This window comes from Aquibacillus salsiterrae (assembly GCF_028416595.1).
Taxonomy (GTDB): domain Bacteria; phylum Bacillota; class Bacilli; order Bacillales; family Amphibacillaceae; genus Aquibacillus_A; species Aquibacillus_A salsiterrae.
This window is the reverse complement of the sequence record NZ_JAMQKC010000003.1, coordinates 344,650-363,013: the sequence shown is the minus strand read 5'-3', so window position 1 is coordinate 363,013 and position 18,364 is coordinate 344,650. Positions and strand designations below refer to the sequence as shown.

At 35.9% G+C, this 18,364-nt stretch carries 22 protein-coding genes and 1 pseudogene; 10 read left to right on the top strand and 13 right to left on the bottom strand.

The annotated features are described in order from the left end of the window. Window positions 1-113 precede the first annotated feature (113 nt). The 4 genes from nfsA to NC799_RS06455 all read right to left on the bottom strand — a co-directional run bounded on the left by nfsA (window position 114) and on the right by NC799_RS06455 (window position 2,509). Complete coding sequence (gene nfsA, locus NC799_RS06470; RefSeq protein ID WP_272445563.1) at window positions 114-860, bottom strand: oxygen-insensitive NADPH nitroreductase; 747 nt, start codon at window positions 858-860, stop codon at window positions 114-116. A gap of 14 nt (window positions 861-874) precedes the next feature. Next, entirely contained in the window at window positions 875-1,597 is a 723-nt protein-coding gene (locus tag NC799_RS06465; RefSeq protein WP_272445562.1) for a hypothetical protein, read from the bottom strand. A gap of 26 nt (window positions 1,598-1,623) precedes the next feature. Continuing rightward, on the bottom strand, window positions 1,624-1,890 hold the full coding sequence (locus NC799_RS06460; RefSeq protein ID WP_272445561.1) for a YrhK family protein: 267 nt from the start codon (window positions 1,888-1,890) through the stop codon (window positions 1,624-1,626). A 391-nt stretch (window positions 1,891-2,281) separates the two neighbouring features. Beyond that, window positions 2,282-2,509: a hypothetical protein gene (locus tag NC799_RS06455; RefSeq protein WP_272445560.1), complete on the bottom strand. Its 228-nt coding sequence runs from the start codon at window positions 2,507-2,509 to the stop codon at window positions 2,282-2,284. A gap of 289 nt (window positions 2,510-2,798) precedes the next feature. On the opposite strand from NC799_RS06455, the gene NC799_RS06450 reads away from it, so the two are divergent. Then, window positions 2,799-3,209, top strand: coding sequence for a YwpF-like family protein (locus NC799_RS06450; RefSeq protein WP_272445559.1), 411 nt, complete (start codon window positions 2,799-2,801; stop codon window positions 3,207-3,209). 79 nt (window positions 3,210-3,288) lie between these two features. Here NC799_RS06450 and NC799_RS06445 read toward each other — a convergent pair whose 3' ends face one another. From NC799_RS06445 to NC799_RS06425, 5 genes are all read right to left on the bottom strand, one after another. Next, window positions 3,289-4,446, bottom strand: a complete 1,158-nt coding sequence (locus NC799_RS06445; RefSeq protein ID WP_272445558.1) for a S1C family serine protease — start codon at window positions 4,444-4,446, stop codon at window positions 3,289-3,291. A 22-nt stretch (window positions 4,447-4,468) separates the two neighbouring features. Then, a complete protein-coding gene (locus tag NC799_RS06440; RefSeq protein WP_272445557.1) occupies window positions 4,469-5,635 on the bottom strand; it encodes a tetratricopeptide repeat protein in 1,167 nt (388 codons plus the stop codon). Between the two features lie 550 nt (window positions 5,636-6,185). Further along, window positions 6,186-6,710 carry a signal peptidase I gene (gene lepB / locus NC799_RS06435; RefSeq protein ID WP_272445556.1) on the bottom strand — a complete coding sequence of 175 codons (525 nt, stop codon included), beginning with the start codon at window positions 6,708-6,710 and terminating at the stop codon, window positions 6,186-6,188. Window positions 6,711-6,750: 40 nt separating this feature from the next. Beyond that, window positions 6,751-7,086, bottom strand: a complete 336-nt coding sequence (locus tag NC799_RS06430) for a PilZ domain-containing protein (RefSeq protein WP_272445555.1) — start codon at window positions 7,084-7,086, stop codon at window positions 6,751-6,753. A 264-nt stretch (window positions 7,087-7,350) separates the two neighbouring features. Next, complete coding sequence (locus NC799_RS06425; protein ID WP_272445554.1) at window positions 7,351-8,499, bottom strand: aminotransferase A; 1,149 nt, start codon at window positions 8,497-8,499, stop codon at window positions 7,351-7,353. 103 nt (window positions 8,500-8,602) lie between these two features. Between NC799_RS06425 and NC799_RS06420 the strand changes: the two genes are divergently transcribed. From NC799_RS06420 to NC799_RS06405, 4 genes are all read left to right on the top strand, one after another. After that, entirely contained in the window at window positions 8,603-8,752 is a 150-nt protein-coding gene (locus NC799_RS06420; RefSeq protein ID WP_272445553.1) for an FbpB family small basic protein, read from the top strand. A 258-nt stretch (window positions 8,753-9,010) separates the two neighbouring features. Further along, window positions 9,011-9,883, top strand: coding sequence for a patatin-like phospholipase family protein (locus NC799_RS06415; protein ID WP_272445552.1), 873 nt, complete (start codon window positions 9,011-9,013; stop codon window positions 9,881-9,883). A gap of 48 nt (window positions 9,884-9,931) precedes the next feature. Then, the gene (locus NC799_RS06410; RefSeq protein WP_272445551.1) at window positions 9,932-10,303 is read left to right on the top strand and encodes a hypothetical protein; all 372 of its coding nucleotides are present in this window, start codon (window positions 9,932-9,934) and stop codon (window positions 10,301-10,303) included. Between the two features lie 146 nt (window positions 10,304-10,449). Then, window positions 10,450-10,644 carry a hypothetical protein gene (locus NC799_RS06405; protein ID WP_272445550.1) on the top strand — a complete coding sequence of 65 codons (195 nt, stop codon included), beginning with the start codon at window positions 10,450-10,452 and terminating at the stop codon, window positions 10,642-10,644. Between the two features lie 186 nt (window positions 10,645-10,830). Here the strand turns inward: NC799_RS06405 and NC799_RS06400 are convergent, their stop codons facing one another. The 3 genes from NC799_RS06400 to trhA form a co-directional block, all read right to left on the bottom strand. Then, window positions 10,831-11,307 (bottom strand): YkyB family protein, encoded by a 477-nt coding sequence (locus tag NC799_RS06400; RefSeq protein ID WP_272445549.1) that lies wholly within the window; start codon window positions 11,305-11,307, stop codon window positions 10,831-10,833. Window positions 11,308-11,660: 353 nt separating this feature from the next. Further along, the gene (locus tag NC799_RS06395) at window positions 11,661-12,518 is read right to left on the bottom strand and encodes a metallophosphoesterase (RefSeq protein ID WP_272445548.1); all 858 of its coding nucleotides are present in this window, start codon (window positions 12,516-12,518) and stop codon (window positions 11,661-11,663) included. 109 nt (window positions 12,519-12,627) lie between these two features. Next, window positions 12,628-13,263, bottom strand: a complete 636-nt coding sequence (gene trhA / locus NC799_RS06390; protein ID WP_272445547.1) for a PAQR family membrane homeostasis protein TrhA — start codon at window positions 13,261-13,263, stop codon at window positions 12,628-12,630. Between the two features lie 218 nt (window positions 13,264-13,481). Here trhA and cbpB point away from each other — a divergent pair, with 218 nt between their 5' ends. The 4 genes from cbpB to NC799_RS06370 all read left to right on the top strand — a co-directional run bounded on the left by cbpB (window position 13,482) and on the right by NC799_RS06370 (window position 16,375). After that, window positions 13,482-13,934 carry a cyclic-di-AMP-binding protein CbpB gene (gene cbpB / locus NC799_RS06385; RefSeq protein ID WP_272445546.1) on the top strand — a complete coding sequence of 151 codons (453 nt, stop codon included), beginning with the start codon at window positions 13,482-13,484 and terminating at the stop codon, window positions 13,932-13,934. Window positions 13,935-14,067: 133 nt separating this feature from the next. Further along, window positions 14,068-14,790: a 2,3,4,5-tetrahydropyridine-2,6-dicarboxylate N-acetyltransferase gene (dapD, locus tag NC799_RS06380; RefSeq protein ID WP_272445545.1), complete on the top strand. Its 723-nt coding sequence runs from the start codon at window positions 14,068-14,070 to the stop codon at window positions 14,788-14,790. A 131-nt stretch (window positions 14,791-14,921) separates the two neighbouring features. Further along, window positions 14,922-16,043, top strand: coding sequence for an N-acetyldiaminopimelate deacetylase (locus NC799_RS06375; protein WP_272445544.1), 1,122 nt, complete (start codon window positions 14,922-14,924; stop codon window positions 16,041-16,043). A gap of 89 nt (window positions 16,044-16,132) precedes the next feature. Beyond that, window positions 16,133-16,375, top strand: a complete 243-nt coding sequence (locus NC799_RS06370; protein WP_272445543.1) for a YkuS family protein — start codon at window positions 16,133-16,135, stop codon at window positions 16,373-16,375. A gap of 49 nt (window positions 16,376-16,424) precedes the next feature. Here the strand turns inward: NC799_RS06370 and NC799_RS06365 are convergent, their stop codons facing one another. Next, window positions 16,425-17,249 carry a mechanosensitive ion channel family protein gene (locus tag NC799_RS06365; protein ID WP_272445542.1) on the bottom strand — a complete coding sequence of 275 codons (825 nt, stop codon included), beginning with the start codon at window positions 17,247-17,249 and terminating at the stop codon, window positions 16,425-16,427. A gap of 253 nt (window positions 17,250-17,502) precedes the next feature. Here NC799_RS06365 and NC799_RS18400 point away from each other — a divergent pair. Then, a pseudogene (locus NC799_RS18400) lies at window positions 17,503-18,357 on the top strand (ABC transporter transmembrane domain-containing protein); the annotation flags it as partial. Between the last annotated feature and the right edge of the window lie 7 nt (window positions 18,358-18,364).

Here is an 18,364-nt window from a genome sequence, read left to right as displayed (position 1 = left end):
GAAAGTACAAAAAATCCAAGAGCTGTCTAGCTCCGGCACCCTGCGCTTTTCTTAGTTTTTAATGTATTTTTTCATGCCTTATTATATGTGGTAGGGGATCGGGAGGTTTAAAGTTAACTTTTGTTAAGTTTTTTTGTTTTTGTATAAGGGCCGACATCTTCTCTGTTTGGTTTGATTAATTTGCGTTTCATCTGGTCAGTCCAAAAATCATTTCGATTATTAGATGATCGAGATTGATAATAAGATGCTATTGTCTGATCAAAATCATTTAATGACTTTTCGGTAACCTTCTCGTCCATATAACTATTTTCAGAGTAAAAAGCATCAATTGGTAATCGCGGTTTTTTTTCAGGAGAGTAATCAGGTTCACCGATAGCCATGCCGAATAAGGGAATGACATAATTGGGTAAATTCAACAAACGATCTACTTCTTCAATGTTATTTCGAATACTGCCTAAATAACAAATGCCAAGTCCTAACGCTTCTGCTGCAATGGCTGCGTTTTGGGCTGCGAGCGAAGCGTCAATAGTAGCAACTAAAAAGTGTTCTGTATTTTCTAAATTAACCTTCATTTTTTCAAGGTCTGTTTGATCGGCGAATAATGTATTACGATTAAGATCTGCACAGAATATTAGCAAATGACCGTTTTCTTTCACATAAGGTTGGCCGGAAATGGAAGCTAATTTTTCTTTTTTTATTTCATCAGTAACCCCAATTATGGTGTAGGCCATCATATAGCTAGAGGTTGAAGCCATGCTTGCTGCTTGTAATATCGTCTGAATTTGCTCATTTGAAAGTTTCTTCTTTGTAAACTTTCTGATTGAACGGTGAGAAAGTAATGTTTCAATTTGATTATTCATGATGGTGATTCTCCTTACTTCATATTCTCTAAATTAATTTCGATTGTTGTGCCGTCTTCCGTTTTGTTATTCTCTTTGGGTGGTGCAACTGCTGTATTTTCCAATTTAATTGATAAAGTATTGTCATTTTTCCACTCTGCATTAGCTATATTTGTTTGATACGTATTAAGATTACCATTGAATTGCTCGTTCACTAAAGGAACTGGTTTCCAACTAGCTAAATCCATGACAAGTAATTTTGTTGACGGATTTTCAATTTCATCCTCCACACGATTGAATGTGAACAAAAGTTTTTCTTTGTCCGAACTGGTTTGTATTTTGTCTAATTTAGTTAAGTCTTCTAACAAGAAGGACCGACCATCACCATCTTGGTCTAGTAAAAGATAAGAGCACGTATCCTGTCTACAGGAAAAACGTAATAAGTATAAAGATTCAAAGTCAAGGACTTGAGATAATTGCATTTGATTTATTTCGAAGCGTTTGTTGGTAATGCCCGCTAGATACTGTTTTAAAATGGTTACCTGATCAAGGTTTATTAAAACTTGCTCTTTAGGTAAATTAAATTCAATTGACCTTTCTACTTCTTCATCGCTTTTACTTTCTTTCTCCTTTTCAATTAAAACGGGACTTTGTTCCTTATTCGTTTCATCTGATTCTACTTTTGTTATAGCGGGTGTTTCGTTGGAACACGCAGCAAGTAAAAAGGCAAGTAAAAAAAACAGCAGTAAATTTTGCATAAAATCCAAACACTCCTGATTATTATTTATTTTTGTTTTTTATTTCTTAGATGTTTATTTAAATGAATCGAATGGATGATTCTTATTAACGGTCTGACACCGAGTTGACCGCTTCCAAGGATAAAAAGCCATACACCAGCGTTTTTCCATTCATCAAATAAAAAGAAAATACTCCCAACTAAAAACCATAAAGCAATGAGAAGGTCATTTACATTATACAAGATTTGATAGGGTTTTTTAAAAAAAATGTCGTACCTTCCTAATTTAAGGTCAGCGTTATCTCTTTGTGACATACAAAAAGCCTCCTAATTTGTTCTATAAATAGTTATATTCCACATTTTAGCCGTAACTAATCCTATCAAGGAGATATGGTAACCCTATTTTAGAAGAAAAGCGGAGAGGTAATACATCTCCCGGATTTTTTTCTTACCCCTTATAAGTGACCACTTTGAACCCTCTCGCCACTTAACAACCTTACCGCTTGGATTAGTGGCGTTTATCATACGTCCATGAGGATGGGGTCTTCTTCTGGAATGATAAAAAGGGGATAGTAAATCAACGCATGATTTATATCCCCTAAGTACCTGTTATTTCTTTTGGAGTTCGATTTAAGTGGAAATATTTCTGCGGTGTTTACAACGATTGCGGATAAATTGCAGTTACTGCTAGAAGATTAAGAATTTTTCAAAAGGTTTTACTTGGACGTGAGTTCATAGCCCCAATGAATAATTGGATAACCCCAATTGCCAGCATAAGTGGGCCAATTGTCCAAGCGAAAAAGGCGCTGACAGTAATGCTTACAATACCTGAAACAACTTGTAATAAGTATTTTTTATTTTTAAAGTTCAGCAGACTCCAAAATGTATTTAGTCCAAATACAAGGAGTAGTACCATAAATTCTAGACTTCCCATGAGCGTCATTCCTTTTGTTTTTTTAAATTTTAATATAACATAAAAACATTGAATAATCAATGTTTATTGATAGAAAATGCGGAGAATGCGCGAGGTAGTCTTGTTGCATCTTTTTAATATGAAAATCAGGGAATCTTTACTCCGAATATAGCTCCTCGAGGGACTAAGGCTTGGCATTAAGAAATGCTTCTAGGAATTCGACTGCTTTCCTTCAGATGTCTAGCGCTTAAAAAAAGTTTTCCTAATTACTAGGGGATGGTAAAATAGATAAAAAGGGAAGGGAGATCCCATGAAGACTTTTAAACTTATTTCGTTGGACTTACTTGAGGACAAAAATGAAGAAATTATTGTCAGTAACATCCCATTAGTAGATGGCCTTATTATCGACCGGGAAGATGAGAAAAACCATTGGGTTATTGAAGCGCTTCTGAACCGAAATTATGCGAAATATTTCAATGAGTTAAATGAGAAAAATGAGGAGTTTATGTTACAGGCTAAAATTACAAAGCCAAGTAATCAACCTGCGACGTTTATGTGTTCCATCTTATCGATAAATAAAATGGATGAGCACATAAATGTATTATTTTTAGGATCGTTAATTGATCGGAAAAAAGGGCAAATTGAGCGGACGTTAAGGTTACTTATCGATGAGGGTTATCAAGGCGAAGAGTTGTTAGATGAGTTTAAAGATAGAGTTTAACAAATAAAAAGAATGTCACTCGTTTAGAGGACATTCTTTTTATCTTTCTATGAATTAGATAAAGGTTCCGATATTTTCGTTACTGATCTTCTTCTTTAGTGCCAGCGAGTTTTCTTTCACCATTTAAAATTTTCAATTGGTCATTTTCTTTCCCGATTAAGAATTCGAAGGTATAGATTTCAACCTTTATCTCTTGGTTCGGTTTTTTCACTTTTGTTTGAACGTTATAGACTAAATCAACCTGTTTAGTTTTGTCGTTAAAAGTATTGGATTGCTCTTCTACTTTTAAATCAACGAAATACAGATAATCCTGACGAAAGGCTTGATAATTTGTTTTGGTCTGCCAATCACTTCCTAAAAGTGCATAAGCATTTAAATAATCGCGGATTGCAAGACTATCAAAGAAATAATTAGCTATATAGCTAGCATCACTTTTCATTTCTTTTGGATTTATCTTATTTGGTGAAGATGTATCATATATTAAGTCCTTGGAATCCGCTTCTTTTGACCACTTATTCACTTGCTCAATCACACTACTTATCGGAATGCTAAAGCCAATACTTCCTTCCTCAGAGCCGGCAGCATTAATAGCGATCACTTTACCTGTAGCGCGGTCAATCAATGGCCCGCCACTGTTACCCTGTATAATGGAAGCTGAGATTTGATATACGTCAGAATAGTCATAATCGTCGATATTAAATGTCCGGTCAGTACCCGAAATAATGCCCAGACTCACTGAATTTTGAAATCCTAATGGGCTACCTAAGGCGATAATATCATTGCCTAATTCGACATTATATTGTGCATCTATATCTACAGGGGGTTGACTACTTAACTCAGGTACCCTAATGACTGCCACATCATTTTTTTTACTACTACCAACTAAAGCCGCGGGATAGGTTTTTGCGTTAGCTAGTTTTACTGTAATGGAATCTGCTTCTTCGATAACATGAGCGTTTGTAATGATATCCCCTTTATCGTTGTATAAGAACCCAGAACCGATTTTTTGGCTGAATTGCCCAGTTGCTTCAATTTGAACAACATTTTTTTGGGATTCGTGTATGATTGTTTGGAGGTCTTTGTTTTTCTCTGTAGTTGCCTCCATTGCTAACGTGTTCTTGATGGTGATAGGTGTTTCTTTCCAGTTTATATTGATTCTTACCATGAGCAAAACAGTGAGTATGATTAGAATAATGCTTAAGGTAATAGGAAATAACACTTTATGAGATTTAATCATGAAACCACTCCGCTCACTAGTTTCAGTCTAGAAACCATTTAATCTTCTTAACCTTTACATTTGTAGCCTTATCTAACTGACTCATATTATCGTTCTTATCAAAGTGTGTATATTCAAACTTACCCTCTTCCTCAGGGTATAGCGTCTCAGGGTATACATACACTTCATTTTCTATCATCGTATTATCTTGGTCGTCTGTTATTACGTATTCTACAGAAATGGTGTTAATAGGAACTGTGGCAACACTTCTTATTTTTCCTTTAACAACAACATTTGCTTGTTCGTCTTGTTCAAGTTCGATGTCAATCAATGTTACTGCATCATTTTTATTCTTTTGGCGTTCTTCCTCAGCAGCAGTAATTGCTTGTTCAATCCGCTTTTGTTGGGCAATTTCAAATGCAGTTTTTTCCTTCTCTATGGTTGTTTTAAAACTAATTAACTTTTCAGAATCAGGAGCGTATTGAAGTCCATCTTCCACAGTATTTCGAGCGTGTGTAAAGTTTTTATTTGCTAGCTGTTCACTTGCAGTAGAAAACACAAACGAGACAATTTGTTTCCGTATCGTATTGGCGATGGAGTCTGCTCGTGCATCTCCTATTGATTCAGCCTCCCACAACAGCGTTTTTAACTGGTCCACAGTTGGGTCATTAGCTAAATTCTCTTCTAGTTGCTCAAGTTGAGTGGATTGCCGTTGCTTGTTAATTAACTCTAATAATTGTTCCGCAGCTTCTCCTTCATATTTATTAAGGGTTGTCTCTGCTTTATTTAATAATTGGAGCGCCTCTTGATATTGACTTTTTTTTGTCAGTGAATTTGCATTGTTCAAATCAGTTTTTAGCCCAATGGCCGTTTCTAGGAAAGCTATATTTTCTTGTGCCGTTGGAAAATTAGCCTTTTGCTCCACTGCCAGTTTGAATGCATCTAAAGCTTGTTGATAATTTCCATTTACTACAAATTTTTCACCAGTGGAATAGCTTTCCTTTGCTCTTTCTTCTTTTTTGTCTAAATATAAATAAAAACTTCCAACACTGAGCAAACTTATCAATAGGATAAGAAACGGAAGGAACCATAATCGGTTGGCTTGTCTACTAGAGCGCATTCCGATGTCATCTGGAATTTTCTTGCCACATTGAGCACAGTAAATTTCCTCTTCTTTTATAAATCCACTACAGTAAGGACAGTGTAGCATGAACATCACCAACCTTTTCTAAATCTAGGGTGAAACATTAACATGCCAGCCCAGTAATTAATAGTCTACCATAATGGGAGGGGGTTTTTCTTTTTAAAAGGAGTGAAAAATTACAAGTTTTTTGATAAAATAAGAAAAGTATATTAGTTGTGGTAATTTATTGTACATATATAATAACTAAGGAGCTGACAAGGATGTTAGATGTAGTGTTTTCCATTATAAGCATCGTAATTTTACTGACTTTTATGGGGTTTAGTATTTTTGATAGGGGATAAAGAGCAATTCTAAATCCTGTCCAAATTGTATATATCAAACAATGATATTGCTGACGCCAGGATTTCCTTTCAAATGAGTAAATTAAAAAGATGTCTAATTGGGACATCTTTTTTAGTAGATAAGAAATAGATCCAAGAGCTGTCTAGCAAAGCGCTAGCCCGCCTGAGGCATAAGTTCAATCCCTTCTGTGGCAAAGACCGCCACACCACGTCAGGTCTTGTCTTGTGCCTGCCTTAGTCTAGTAAGGCACGACTTTCGCTTTTTCTTAATACAGCTACCGGGTAACTGACCATTCTGAAAAAGGAAAAATGATTAACTCTGATTTACCGATAATCTCGTCTTTAAATACAAACCCAAGCCCATTTCGACTGTCTCTGCTAATTGGTCGGTTGTCACCCATTACGAAATAACTATTCGGTGGAACCTTGATTGGTCTGAAATTAGCCGAATGCATCTGTTGGGACTTAGTAAGGAAATTTTGATTATAAGGAATACCATCAATTCGTAAAACATGGTCCTTTACTTCAATTGTTTCGTTGGGTAAGGCGATAACTCGTTTAACATAGTTCTTTAGTGGACGCTTAATAATTACAATATCGCCTCGCGATGGTTCTTCTGTTAAATAAATAAGTTTATTAAAGAGCAGTCTATCACCATTTTGTAAAGTAGGATACATACTTTCTCCTTGAACCAGAGATGTAGAAAAGACAAAGGTTCTAAGCAAGAGTGCGATAAATAATCCAAGTAGAATTATTTTTATCCATAGGAACCATTTATTTTTTTCACCTGTTTTTACCACTGAATCACTCCCATCATTGCTGATAGTTAAAGTGATAAAACTAGCTAGTTGTTTTAGCTAATTGCTTTAACAAGGTTATTAACTCAGTTCTATACACATTGTCTGTATCTAAAGTTACGCCACATTCACATTTTCGCCCGCGGATTTTCACCCACACTATTTCTCCAATTGCACAAATCCTCTGGTCAATTATAGTAAAAGAAACTATGATTTTATCATGCTTTGTTAGTTGGTGACTAGATTCGAGTCTTAATCCATTTTGACTAATATTAATGATCCGAATGTCAAATCTTTGATTATCTCTTATGAGTAATATCTCAGCAGGTGTTCGTTTCTTAAATGTATATCGGAATGGCTCATTTCTTTTATAGTACATAAAAACCGCCTCATTTTCGGTCTCTGATAAAAACACAAGAATCCAAACCTAGTTAGCCTCTAAAAACATGGCATCTCCGTATCTACTTGGTAGGCAAGGGAGGAAGTTTTACGGGTGAATAATCAGAATCGTAAAAAGATCCAACTGTAAATACCATCCAGCAACACCACACCTATCCTGCCTGCCTTAGTCTAGCACCAAGAAACACTTCTAATAATTGAGCCTCTCCATGGAAAAGCGCCATTATGAGGCTTGACTTACGCCTCAAGAGGATACAAACTGTTGGATTCGGTCGAGCCCATCCCTTAATGTATCCATACTGTATGCATAGGATAATCGTAAATACCCCTGTCCATAGTGCGAGAAGGAATCTCCAGGTACAAGCGCCACACCTACTCGATTTACTAGTTCAATCGCTAAATCAAAAGAAGGTTTTGTTGGGTCTAATTGAAAGAAAAAATAAAATGCCCCAGCAGGCTTAGTAACTTCAATACCCATATCTGTTAGTCGTTGATGGACGTAATCTCTTCGCTCCATATAGTCTTGTTTCATTTCGATTGCATCATTTGCACCAGTTGTTAATGCTTCAATTGCTGCATATTGACTGATAGATGACGCGCAAGAAACATTGTACTGGTGGACCTTAAGAATATGCTTTGCTAACCAGTTTGGGGCAAGAACATAACCAATTCTAAAGCCAGTCATCGAATGCGATTTAGATAGTCCGTTTATGATAATAGTTTTATCTTTTATATCAGTAAAAGTACCAATGGAGACATGGTTTTGTTCATAGACAAGTTCACTATAAATCTCATCTGCAAGAATAAACACATCATCATCCTTAAGTTCTGTAGAAATGTTTTGCAGCTCTTTCTCAGTTAAAGTTACTCCGGTTGGATTTGACGGATATGGTAAAATGATACACTTTGTTTTACTTGTCATATGTTTTCTTATAAGGTCACTAGTCAGTTTAAATCCATTATCTCTTGTATCTACATACACCGGAGTTGCGCCTGCTAATTTTATTAATGGTTCGTATCCAGGATACACCGGGCCTGGTAAAATAACTTCATCACCAGGAGATATAATGGTGCGAAGTGTAATATCAATAGCTTGAGATGCGCCAATTGTCACAATCACTTCATTTTCCGGTTCATAATTAAGTTTGTATTTGGAATGAACGAAATTTGCGATAGCTTGGCGTAACGGCAAAATACCTGCATTGTGTGTATAAGTGGTGCGATTTTCATCAATTGCTTGTTTTGCAGCCGTTTTAACGTGTGTTGGTGTAGGGAAATCAGGTTGCCCAATCGTTAGGGAAAGCACATTCTCCTTGCCAGCAACTAAATTGAAAAATTTGCGAATACCTGAGATTTCAATATTTTTGACGTTTGTATTAATTAAATATTCCAATGTAAGATTCCTCCAAAAAATTTAACAAAATGTTCAAACAATTTTGATTAGTTGGTATAAGAAAAGGGTATAATGTAAGCGTATTGACTACTAAGGAGTGAAGATGTTGAGAACACGAAAACTATCATTTGAAGAACTCGTTGCAAAAAATAAACAAGAATTATTAAACGATAAAAACGCTATGAATAAACTAGAAGAGCAGCTTGAGAAAAAACACCTTCAAAGCGTCATCAAAAAAAAGCAAAGTATATAAATAGATAATACCACAGGTGAGAAATGCATCACAAAGAATATCAAAATAGAATAGTAGGGGTTTTAATGACAAAGAGCGATAATTGTATTTGCAATGTTCGCTCTTTGTCTTGTTTAAAGATAAGAAGGAAATCAAGAACTGTCTAGCGCCATACGCTTTTCTTATTATTTTCCGGGAAATTTTACAGTGAAATCATCGCACACTTAGGGTAAAATAGGATAAACTAATTGTAATTAATTGTAAGGAAGTGTATACAAAATGGAAAACGTAGGGCTTGTCTTAGAGGGTGGAGGAATGAGAGGGGCATACACAGCAGGGGTATTAGACTTTTTTCATGACATAAAACTGCCTTTCTCTACAGTAGTAGGTGCTTCTGCTGGAGCTGGTAATGGCTCTTCCTTTGTAGCCAAGCAAAGAGGTAGAAATTATCAGGTAATTGTGGATTACGGCGACCATCCGGAATATATCTCATTCAAGAGGTTAATACGCTCTAAGGAATTGTTTGGAATGGATTTTATTTTTAACACGTTACCAAAGAAGCTTGTGCCTTTTGACTTTACTACTTTTTCTTTAAATCCAATTGAATTCGTAGTAGCTGCTACGGATGTTCATACTGGTCAACCGGTTTACTATGACTTTTTTGAGACGCAGGAGGATCTATTACAGGTCATCCGGGCATCTAGTTCCTTACCACTCCTTGCTCCTATTACAGAATATAAAGGGAAGCATTTGATGGACGGTGGAATAGCTGACCCGATTCCGTTAACACCCTCCATTCAAGCGGGTAACAAGAAGCACATTGTTGTATTGACTAGAAACAAAGGATACATCAAAAAGCCGATGAAATTCATTTGGTATATTAATCGCAAATTAAAAGACTATCCACATTTCGTCGAAGCATTAAAAAAACGACACATAAAATACAATGAAACAATGAAACAATTAGAAGAAATGGAAGCAAATAACCAAGCTATAATCATTCGTCCAATTAAACCACTTGATGTGAGTAGAATTGAAAATAACAAAGACAAATTGCAAGAATTGTATACCCAAGGATATAATGATGCACAGAAATTGAAAAGTCAGTTACTCGAATTTGTAAAACCAACTTCTCGTATAAGTGTAAAGTAAAGTGTCAATACTTTTCCTATAAAAATAGTGGAAAGGTTGAATTTATTCATGCTCCTACAAATGAACTTTTGGTTAATCAATACGTCACAGTTAGTCCCGCTTGGAATCACAGATGAGTTACTGCAATACTTTATTGGAGCGGCTGGTGTGATTGGTTGTTATTTTATATTACAGCCGCTAATTAGGCTATTTGTCATATTAGAATGGACAAAATTAATTAATTATTTACTTGCTAGTTTCCTATTTTTAATCGTTTTTGGTTTCCTTTATATTGTAAGAGGGACGATCGATGCTAACTCGGTTAATCAATTGGCAAACATAACATTCGGTATTAGCTTATTTGGGGTCGGGTTATTCCTCACATATCTTGTGCAAAGTGCTATTTCTTACTTTAAGCAACAGCGGTCAAAGTCAATTTAAACGGAACGAACGATTCGTTCCGTTTTTAGTTTTCATTACTAGTTTGCTAATTGAGGTTGTGGAATACGACCTTATACAAAATCAAGCAAATAGAGAAACTTTTTCCAAGGTTAGCCGTATAACATAATAAAGAGGGGTGGAAGGGATTGTTTTCCTTTATTTTTGTGTTTTTATTTATAGCAATTGCCATTTTCCTTTTTAACGTGATTACGAGTATATGGGCATATAAAGATGCGAAACAACGAGGGAAAAGCAGTGAATTTGCATTAATTGTTTTAATAGGGACATTAATCTTTCCTGTATTAGGTCTTATCGTCTACCTTGTAATTCGTAATGATTGAGGAATGGTGGTAAACAAATGGAACGTAGTAGGGTGATTACTACGTTCCATTTGTTTTTGGTTAGAAGTTATAAAATCTGCTTGATGTCGATAACGTTTAAGGTAGCTACGTCCACTCTGGCGCCTACGCTTTTTTCACAGATAAGGAAGTAAAAAAATCTTCCGTTCATACTTATAAAGGCATTGACTAATATCTCCATTTTCGCTTGTTATAAGGATGTCCACTCATTTGTCCCAATGAAGAAGGTGTGAAATAAGAAGTATACGTCTGTTTTTGCTCCGACTTAGGGGGGTAAGACCATCCTAGCAATTCACATAAGATTTTTTTTGCATGTGATAAAGACATTTGTGGTTTAGGATTACGATAATTGCTATCGACTTTACCTAAATGTTTAAGTAATTTGAAGTCTTCTTTACTAGGAAGAATGTGAAAATAATAATCACTTACCTTAACCAAGACGGTGGAGTGTTGATGACTTAATTTGGGGTGGTCGGAAAAGTGTAGCCCAATTTTAAATGCATGTTTCTCTTTGATTAACTTTGTAATCGCTTCTTTTTTCATATCGTATAAATAACGAGGGTTTGGTGCCGTTTTTGCATGGCGATTAACGACAAATAGTGCCTTTGCTATCGAGTCGATATTGTTAATTTCGTGTTCACTCATATAATCCCTCCTCTCTTCTATAGGTAATTACCATACGTGTATCGATTTGATGCAATGGTAGATTTTATTATCCTTTACCGCCTGTTCTAGTGCATTTTCCTTCTTTTATACCTTCTTTATTACGTTACCATCAGGAGAGACTAACTAAAAGACAGTTGATTGTGTCACTGGGTCCTAAGTTTGACGGCCATCAACAAACGTATCATTAAACTCTGCGCTCAGGAGGTTATATGAAGTATCTATAATCAAAATCCACCAATTTCCGACACTTATTGTACCATTCGATAACAAGAAAAACTATCCTTTATATAAGGAATAAGTGACAATTTCTTAACAAGTTAAATCAAAAAGAATTAAGAAGTCGTATTTTTTAAGGTGAATACTGATATTTCAGGTTTACATAGAAACCGATAGGGAAGCCGTGTCGTACCAATTCCTCTACTTACGAATAAAGATAGTGGACGTTCTCCGATTTGATAGTTACCCTCCACATAAATTTGAGCATATTCTGGAGTGTAAATGTACCCGAAAAATGGTATTTGGACTTGTCCGCCATGACTGTGACCGGATAACTGAACATCAATTGGATACGTTTTTGACTGGTCGGCAAAATCTGGTTCATGAACGAGTAGTAATGAGAAAAGTTTCTCGTCGATACCAGCTAAAGCAGTTTCAATATCTGGTTTCCCTAGTAATACATCATCTAAACCGATAAGGTTAAAGGAGTCGTTCCCTTTCTTAATGGTGGAATGACTGTTTTGTAGTAAACGAAACCCACTGTCCTGCATTGTTTTTTTTACTATATCAGTTCCGTACCCCCCGTGGTCATGGTTGCCATAAACCCAATATTTTCCGTAGGGAGCGATAATTGATGAAAGAATATGAACCAACTGCTTCCCCCACGAATAATTGTTGGGCTTATCCACTAAATCTCCAGTAAATACGACCATATCTGGATTTTGCTCATTTATAGTAGTAACTAAATCTGACAACTGCTCAAGGGAATAGTTAAATCCAATATGTGTATCACTAAATTGAACTATTTTAAAGTTGTGAAAAGTTTCAGCTATTTTTGGGGATTTAATTAAATCCTTTCTGACAGCTAAAAGCCCAGGTTCAATTTCTCTAGCATAATAATAGGTGCCACCACCAAGACCAAGTAACCCGAGAGTACTAGAAAAAAGCTTTTTTAAAAAAGTGCGTCGTTTCATTAGCAAAAACCTTTCAAGTTGTGTACTTTGATTGAATTATAACATGTTTTTCCTTTTGGTGGTGGACAATTGTTTGGTAGTTTAAAGTGGCGTTGTTTAGCAGGATAACCTAAATAATATAATAAAACACAGTAAAAAAATGAAAGATGGACCCAGCAATGACAAATAAATGCCATACGGCGTGGTGATAATGAAATTTTCTCCAAACATAGAAAACAGCTCCAACAGTGTATAATAACCCACCAACTACAAGATACAACAACCCAGTAGCAGGGAATGCCGCAGAAAGTGGTTCCCATACGAATACAATTAGCCACCCCATTAATACATAGAATACAGTGGAAAGAATCAAAAACTTTTCGACAAAAAATATTTTGAAAATGATCCCAACCAGTGCAATACCCCAGACAATCCCGAGTAGTGTCCACCCTATTTCATTTCTGAGTGGCACGAGCAGTATAGGAGTATATGATCCTGCTATAAAAAGGTAAATAGCAGCATGGTCAAATATTTGAAAAATATCTTTCCATTTTCCTTCCTTGAGTCCATGAGCAATCGTTGATGATACATACATAAGTAACATCGTTAGTCCAAATACGGTTGCTGAAAAAATATGCCAAAAATCTCCGTCTAAGCTAGCAAAGGTTATTAGAAGAACTAAAGCAGTGAGGCTAAAAAGAGCTCCAATTCCATGGGTAACTGCGTGGACGATTTCTTCTTTTCTTGTAAATGTATGAGTTGTCATGCCATTCCTCTTTTCATCTAGAATAGTCCTATTATTCCTTTATAATAAACCGTCTATCAATCAAAAAATGAAATGGATATAATTGCTTTTTTGTCTTGTTTTTGTAAAGTTTATTTAATAATGATACATGGTTTTGTGTCTGGATGTATGATAAAATATGTATGGGTTATTGGATGCGTGAAAACTCCTTCAACTGCAGGGTAAAAGGAGTAGATGGTATGAAGAGTGTAGAACCAATTGAATTATTTGATTTAGATGCTGAAAACCTAATGATACCTTCTGATAAAGTAGCACATGTGCAAGTTGGTAATCCGTTAGAACATGCGCTATTAGTGCTTGTCAAATCTGGTTATTCAGCAGTGCCTGTTCTGGATAATTCCTTTAAATTTAAAGGAATTATTGGAAAAACGCTCATTTTGAATCGAATCCTTGGTTTAGAAAGATTTGAAATGGAAAAACTGTCAGAAGTAAAGGTAAGTGAAGTGATGAATGCTGAAATTCCTTGCTTAAACAAGCGTGATAACTTTTTAACCTGTTTGAAAACAGTGATAAATTATCCGTTTGTATGTGTTATAGACGAGGAAGGATTTTTTGAGGGGATTTTAACAAGAAGACCAATTTTAAAGCAGTTGAATAAATACCTTCACGTGAATAAGCATAATCAATCATAAGCTCTAGACACGATTGTTTAGAGCTTTTTCTATGCTAATTTATCTTTAACCCAGTTTAATACTTGTCATGATTTAATCATTTTTGGTACAGTAAAGATAAATAGTTAACTAAAGTTAAAATGGAGGAAAAAATGTGAAAATGATGGATGCACATGAAATAATTTCGTTTATTTCAAATAGTAAAAAATCAACTCCTGTAAAGGTTTATATTAAGGGTAGAGATTTAGGTCGAATTGATTTTGGAGAAGCTGTTAAAGCTTTTGTTGAGCAAGAATCGGGTGTCCTGTTCGGGGAATGGAAAGTAATTAAAGACGTACTTCATACATATGAAAGTCAAATTGAGGACTATGTCGTTGAGAATGATAGAAGAAATTCTGCTATTCCTTTGCTAGATCTAAAAGGGATAAATGCGCGGATAGAGCCTGGCGCTGTAATCCGTGACCAAGTTGAAATTGGTGATGGTGCAGTGATTATGATGGGAGCAATGATAAATATAGGTTCTGTCATCGGAGAAGGTACGATGATTGATATGAATGCCACACTTGGTGGACGAGCTACAGTTGGTAAGAATTGTCACGTTGGTGCTGGTGCTGTTCTTGCCGGTGTGATAGAGCCTCCGTCTGCCGACCCAGTAGTGATTGAGGATGGCGTGGTAATCGGTGCGAATGCTGTTATTCTTGAAGGTGTTCGTGTTGGAGAAGGTGCAGTAGTTGCTGCTGGAGCAATTGTAACTAAAAATGTTCCGGCAAACACGGTTGTTGCTGGAACACCTGCTAAAGTTATTAAAGAAATTGATGACAAAACCAAATCAAAAACAGAAATAATGCAAGCATTAAGAAAATTGGATGAAGAATAAGCTTCAATTACTGTGTCCCTAATCGGACAACAACTCGATAGTTATTGCGCAAAGCGGGGGATTTTTTCTCCTGCTTTGTTTTGTAATTACGATAGCTAAAGGGACTTGAACCTATTTTGGGAGGAGAAATAATGGACGAACAAACACTTATTGGAATTAGAAGAGATCTTCATCAAATTCCTGAACTTGGCTTTTGTGAAGAACAAACACAGCAATATATTTTAAAAGCTGTCAAACAGTTTAATCAAGAACATTTAACAATTAAAACGTGGAAAACGGGTATCTTCATCAAAGTGAATGGGAAAAATCCGAAACAGATAATTGGTTATCGTGCGGATATAGATGGATTACCAATTAGAGAGGAAACTGGTTTTTCTTTTGCTTCCACTCACTTAGGGCAAATGCATGCCTGTGGACACGACTTTCATATGACTATTGCGTTAGGTGCATTAGAACGATTAGCACAAGCTCCAATTAATGATGATGTATTATTTATTTTTCAGCCCGCTGAGGAAGGGCCGGGGGGAGCCTTACCAATGATTCAATCAGAAGTTTTCCAGGACTGGAAGCCTGATATTATTTTTGCATTACATGTTGCACCAGAGCTTCCAGTTGGAACTGTTTCTTCTAAAAGTGGTTTATTGTTTGCTAATACTAGTGAGCTATTCATTGACTTTAAAGGAAAAGGAGGACATGCTGCTTATCCACATCTCACTAAAGATATGGTTGTTGCAGCAAGTACCTTTGTAACGCAAATTCAACAAATTGTCTCTAGACGGATAGACCCACTTGAAAGTGCTGTGATATCGATTGGAAAAATAGACGGAGGATTTGTCCAAAACGTTATAGCAGAAAATGCAAGGCTAGAAGGGACGATAAGGACGTTACAGCCGCAGGTGATCAGTACGATTAAAAGAGAAATAGAAGCGTTTGCTAAAGGGTTTGAGTATAGTCACGATTGCACGATAACCATTGATTATGGTGCGAATTACTACCAAGTGTATAACGATGGAACTTATGTTGATTTGTTTAGAACAGTTGTTGACGAAGAAGGCTACCTGTTTCAAGATGCAAAAGAAGCAATGACTGGGGAAGACTTTGGGTATATGTTAAAAGAAGTGCCTGGTTTCATGTTCTGGCTTGGTGTTGACTCACCGTTTGGACTTCACCATAGCAAACTAGCACCTGATGAAAGTGCAATTGGAATAGGCGTCCAACTTGTAGACGCCACTGTTCGTAAAATGTCTTCCTGATAAATGGTAATTTCAGCTTGAATAAAAAGTATATCTCCGGGACATCCTAAGAGTGATAAAAGAAAGAATGTTTAGGAGGAGGATGTAAATTGGCGCGTATTGGAATTGAGCAATCGTTATCAAATGTTAAAGGTGCATTAGAAGAAAAAGGATATGAAACAATTGAATTAAAAAATGAACAAGATGCTAATTCATGTGATTGCTGTGTAATTTCAGGACAAGATAAAGACGTGATGGGAATCCAAACAGCAAGCTTTAGTGGTTCAGTTATTAATGCAGAAGGAATGTCTGCAGATGAGGTTGTTAAAGAAGTTCAAGACAGAGTAAAATAATACTTAAAGTGAAAGAAATCATCCTTGATGATTTCTTTCATTTAGATTACTATTTTGTTTCTTTAGTGACGTTTACTTGATGTGGATACGGAATCTCAATCCCGGCCTCATCAAATTTTTCTTTGATTCGCTTTCGCATTTCTCTTTCAGCTGCAAATTGTTGCATGTTTTCCGTTCGGCCAAGAACACGAAGGACAATGTCCGATGCACCAAATCCTTGAACGCCAAGGACGTCTGGACCTTCAACGAAGCGTTCATCCTTTCTAAATTCATCACAAACCTCTTGAAGCACTGCCATGGCCTCGTCTACACTGTTATCATAACTAATACCGATATCTACTAAAGCACGCATTGTCCCTCGGGAGTGATTACTAACACCGGAAATATCTCGATTGGGAACAAAATGCAATGTTCCATCAAATCCTCTAATTTTTGTCGTGCGTAGTCCTACTTCCTCAACAATGCCGCTATAGGTACCAACAGTAACAAATTCATCAACTTCAATTTGTCTTTCCAACAAAATAAAAAAACCTGTGACTATATCGCTGACTAAACCTTGTGCACCAAATCCAATTGCCAGACCAAGCACCCCAGCACCTGCTAACAATGGACCTAAAGGAAGTCCAATGATTCCAAATATAGTGACAATTAAAATGAAGAATAGAGCATAGGAATATAAGTTTATCAGTAGTTTCTCTAACGTCTTGATTCTCCCGGCAGAAACATTCTCTCTATTACTAGCTTTGGCAAGTGTGGAAGTAATTATTTTTTTTCCAATTGGTGATGCGATAAAGTAAGCAACGAGAAAGATAATAATTTCTAGACCGGTTTTAATAAAACTCTCCAAATCAATGTCTAGTATGTTTCCTGGCATAAGTATTGTAATCTCCTTTCAAATATAGCCTGTTTGTTTTTATTTTTCATACCTTAATAACAAATACACTATAAGAATAAGCGAAAATCGACATATTAATCAAATCATTGACATTAATTTATCTACTCATTTACTGCCGACAACTTGTACAATAAATTTTTTTCGGAAAGTTAAGTAAAAAGGGTGGAAATTTATTTCGGAACCCGATATATTAATTAATACGGTAAAAAAACATCTTAAGGAGGGAGACAGTTTGGAAACTTTTAAAAAGCTTAAACAATTTTACTGGCCATTTAAGAAATATTTCTTTTATTCCTTAATTTTTATGTTGCTGGTAACAGGAATAACTGTCTTATATCCAATTATTTTGCAAATTACAATTGATGAGGTGGTGTTAGGTTCAAATTATGGGTTAATTCCCTATCTAGCTGTTGGATTTATCTTCGTTATGATTGTTAAAGGAATTGCTAACTTTTCGCAGCAGTACTTAGGTGATTTATTTGGTGTTAAATCAGTTTACACGTTAAGAAATGGTCTGTACAAAAAATTGCAAAGGCTTTCTTTTACTTATTACGATAACGCTCGGACCGGGGATTTAATGTCCCGCTTAACAATGGATGTGGAAGGGTTTAAATTCTTCCTTGCTGCTGGATTCAAGGAATTATTAAAAGTCTCTTTATTAATTATCATTAGTTTAAGCGTTATGTTTTGGTACTCGGTACCTTTAGCACTTGTTACAATGGCAGCAATGCCTTTTTTGGCAGTTGTAGTGTATCGTTTTGATCGAAAGGTCCATCCAGCATTTAGGGCTATTAGAAAATCGCTTGGGAGATTGAACACACGAATTCAAGAAAATGTGAGTGGAATGAACACGGTAAAATCTCTATCTAAGGAAGATTATGAGATTGATAGGTTTACAACCAATAATGGAAATTACCGAGAAGTTAACATCGAAACAAGTAACATTTGGGCAAAATACTTTCCGTTTATGGAGTTCATCGGGAACATTTGTATGGTGGCATTGCTTATTTATGGTGGTCATTTAGTCATAACAGAACAACTCCAACTAGGTGAGCTAGTTGCCTTTTTTAGCTTAGTAACGTATATTTTAGGGC

Bases quoted from the DNA above. Each gene is read 5' to 3' on its own strand.
- nfsA (WP_272445563.1), bottom strand. From the start codon at position 860: ATGAATAATCAAATTGAAACATTACTTTCTCACCGTTCAATCAGAAAG.
- NC799_RS06465 (WP_272445562.1), bottom strand. From the start codon at position 1,597: ATGCAAAATTTACTGCTGTTTTTTTTACTTGCCTTTTTACTTGCTGCG.
- NC799_RS06460 (WP_272445561.1), bottom strand. From the start codon at position 1,890: ATGTCACAAAGAGATAACGCTGACCTTAAATTAGGAAGGTACGACATT.
- NC799_RS06455 (WP_272445560.1), bottom strand. From the start codon at position 2,509: ATGGGAAGTCTAGAATTTATGGTACTACTCCTTGTATTTGGACTAAAT.
- NC799_RS06450 (WP_272445559.1), top strand. From the start codon at position 2,799: ATGAAGACTTTTAAACTTATTTCGTTGGACTTACTTGAGGACAAAAAT.
- NC799_RS06445 (WP_272445558.1), bottom strand. From the start codon at position 4,446: ATGATTAAATCTCATAAAGTGTTATTTCCTATTACCTTAAGCATTATT.
- NC799_RS06440 (WP_272445557.1), bottom strand. From the start codon at position 5,635: ATGCTACACTGTCCTTACTGTAGTGGATTTATAAAAGAAGAGGAAATT.
- NC799_RS06430 (WP_272445555.1), bottom strand. From the start codon at position 7,086: ATGTACTATAAAAGAAATGAGCCATTCCGATATACATTTAAGAAACGA.
- NC799_RS06420 (WP_272445553.1), top strand. From the start codon at position 8,603: ATGTTGAGAACACGAAAACTATCATTTGAAGAACTCGTTGCAAAAAAT.
- NC799_RS06415 (WP_272445552.1), top strand. From the start codon at position 9,011: ATGGAAAACGTAGGGCTTGTCTTAGAGGGTGGAGGAATGAGAGGGGCA.
- NC799_RS06410 (WP_272445551.1), top strand. From the start codon at position 9,932: ATGCTCCTACAAATGAACTTTTGGTTAATCAATACGTCACAGTTAGTC.
- NC799_RS06400 (WP_272445549.1), bottom strand. From the start codon at position 11,307: ATGAGTGAACACGAAATTAACAATATCGACTCGATAGCAAAGGCACTA.
- NC799_RS06395 (WP_272445548.1), bottom strand. From the start codon at position 12,518: ATGAAACGACGCACTTTTTTAAAAAAGCTTTTTTCTAGTACTCTCGGG.
- trhA (WP_272445547.1), bottom strand. From the start codon at position 13,263: ATGACAACTCATACATTTACAAGAAAAGAAGAAATCGTCCACGCAGTT.
- cbpB (WP_272445546.1), top strand. From the start codon at position 13,482: ATGAAGAGTGTAGAACCAATTGAATTATTTGATTTAGATGCTGAAAAC.
- NC799_RS06375 (WP_272445544.1), top strand. From the start codon at position 14,922: ATGGACGAACAAACACTTATTGGAATTAGAAGAGATCTTCATCAAATT.
- NC799_RS06365 (WP_272445542.1), bottom strand. From the start codon at position 17,249: ATGCCAGGAAACATACTAGACATTGATTTGGAGAGTTTTATTAAAACC.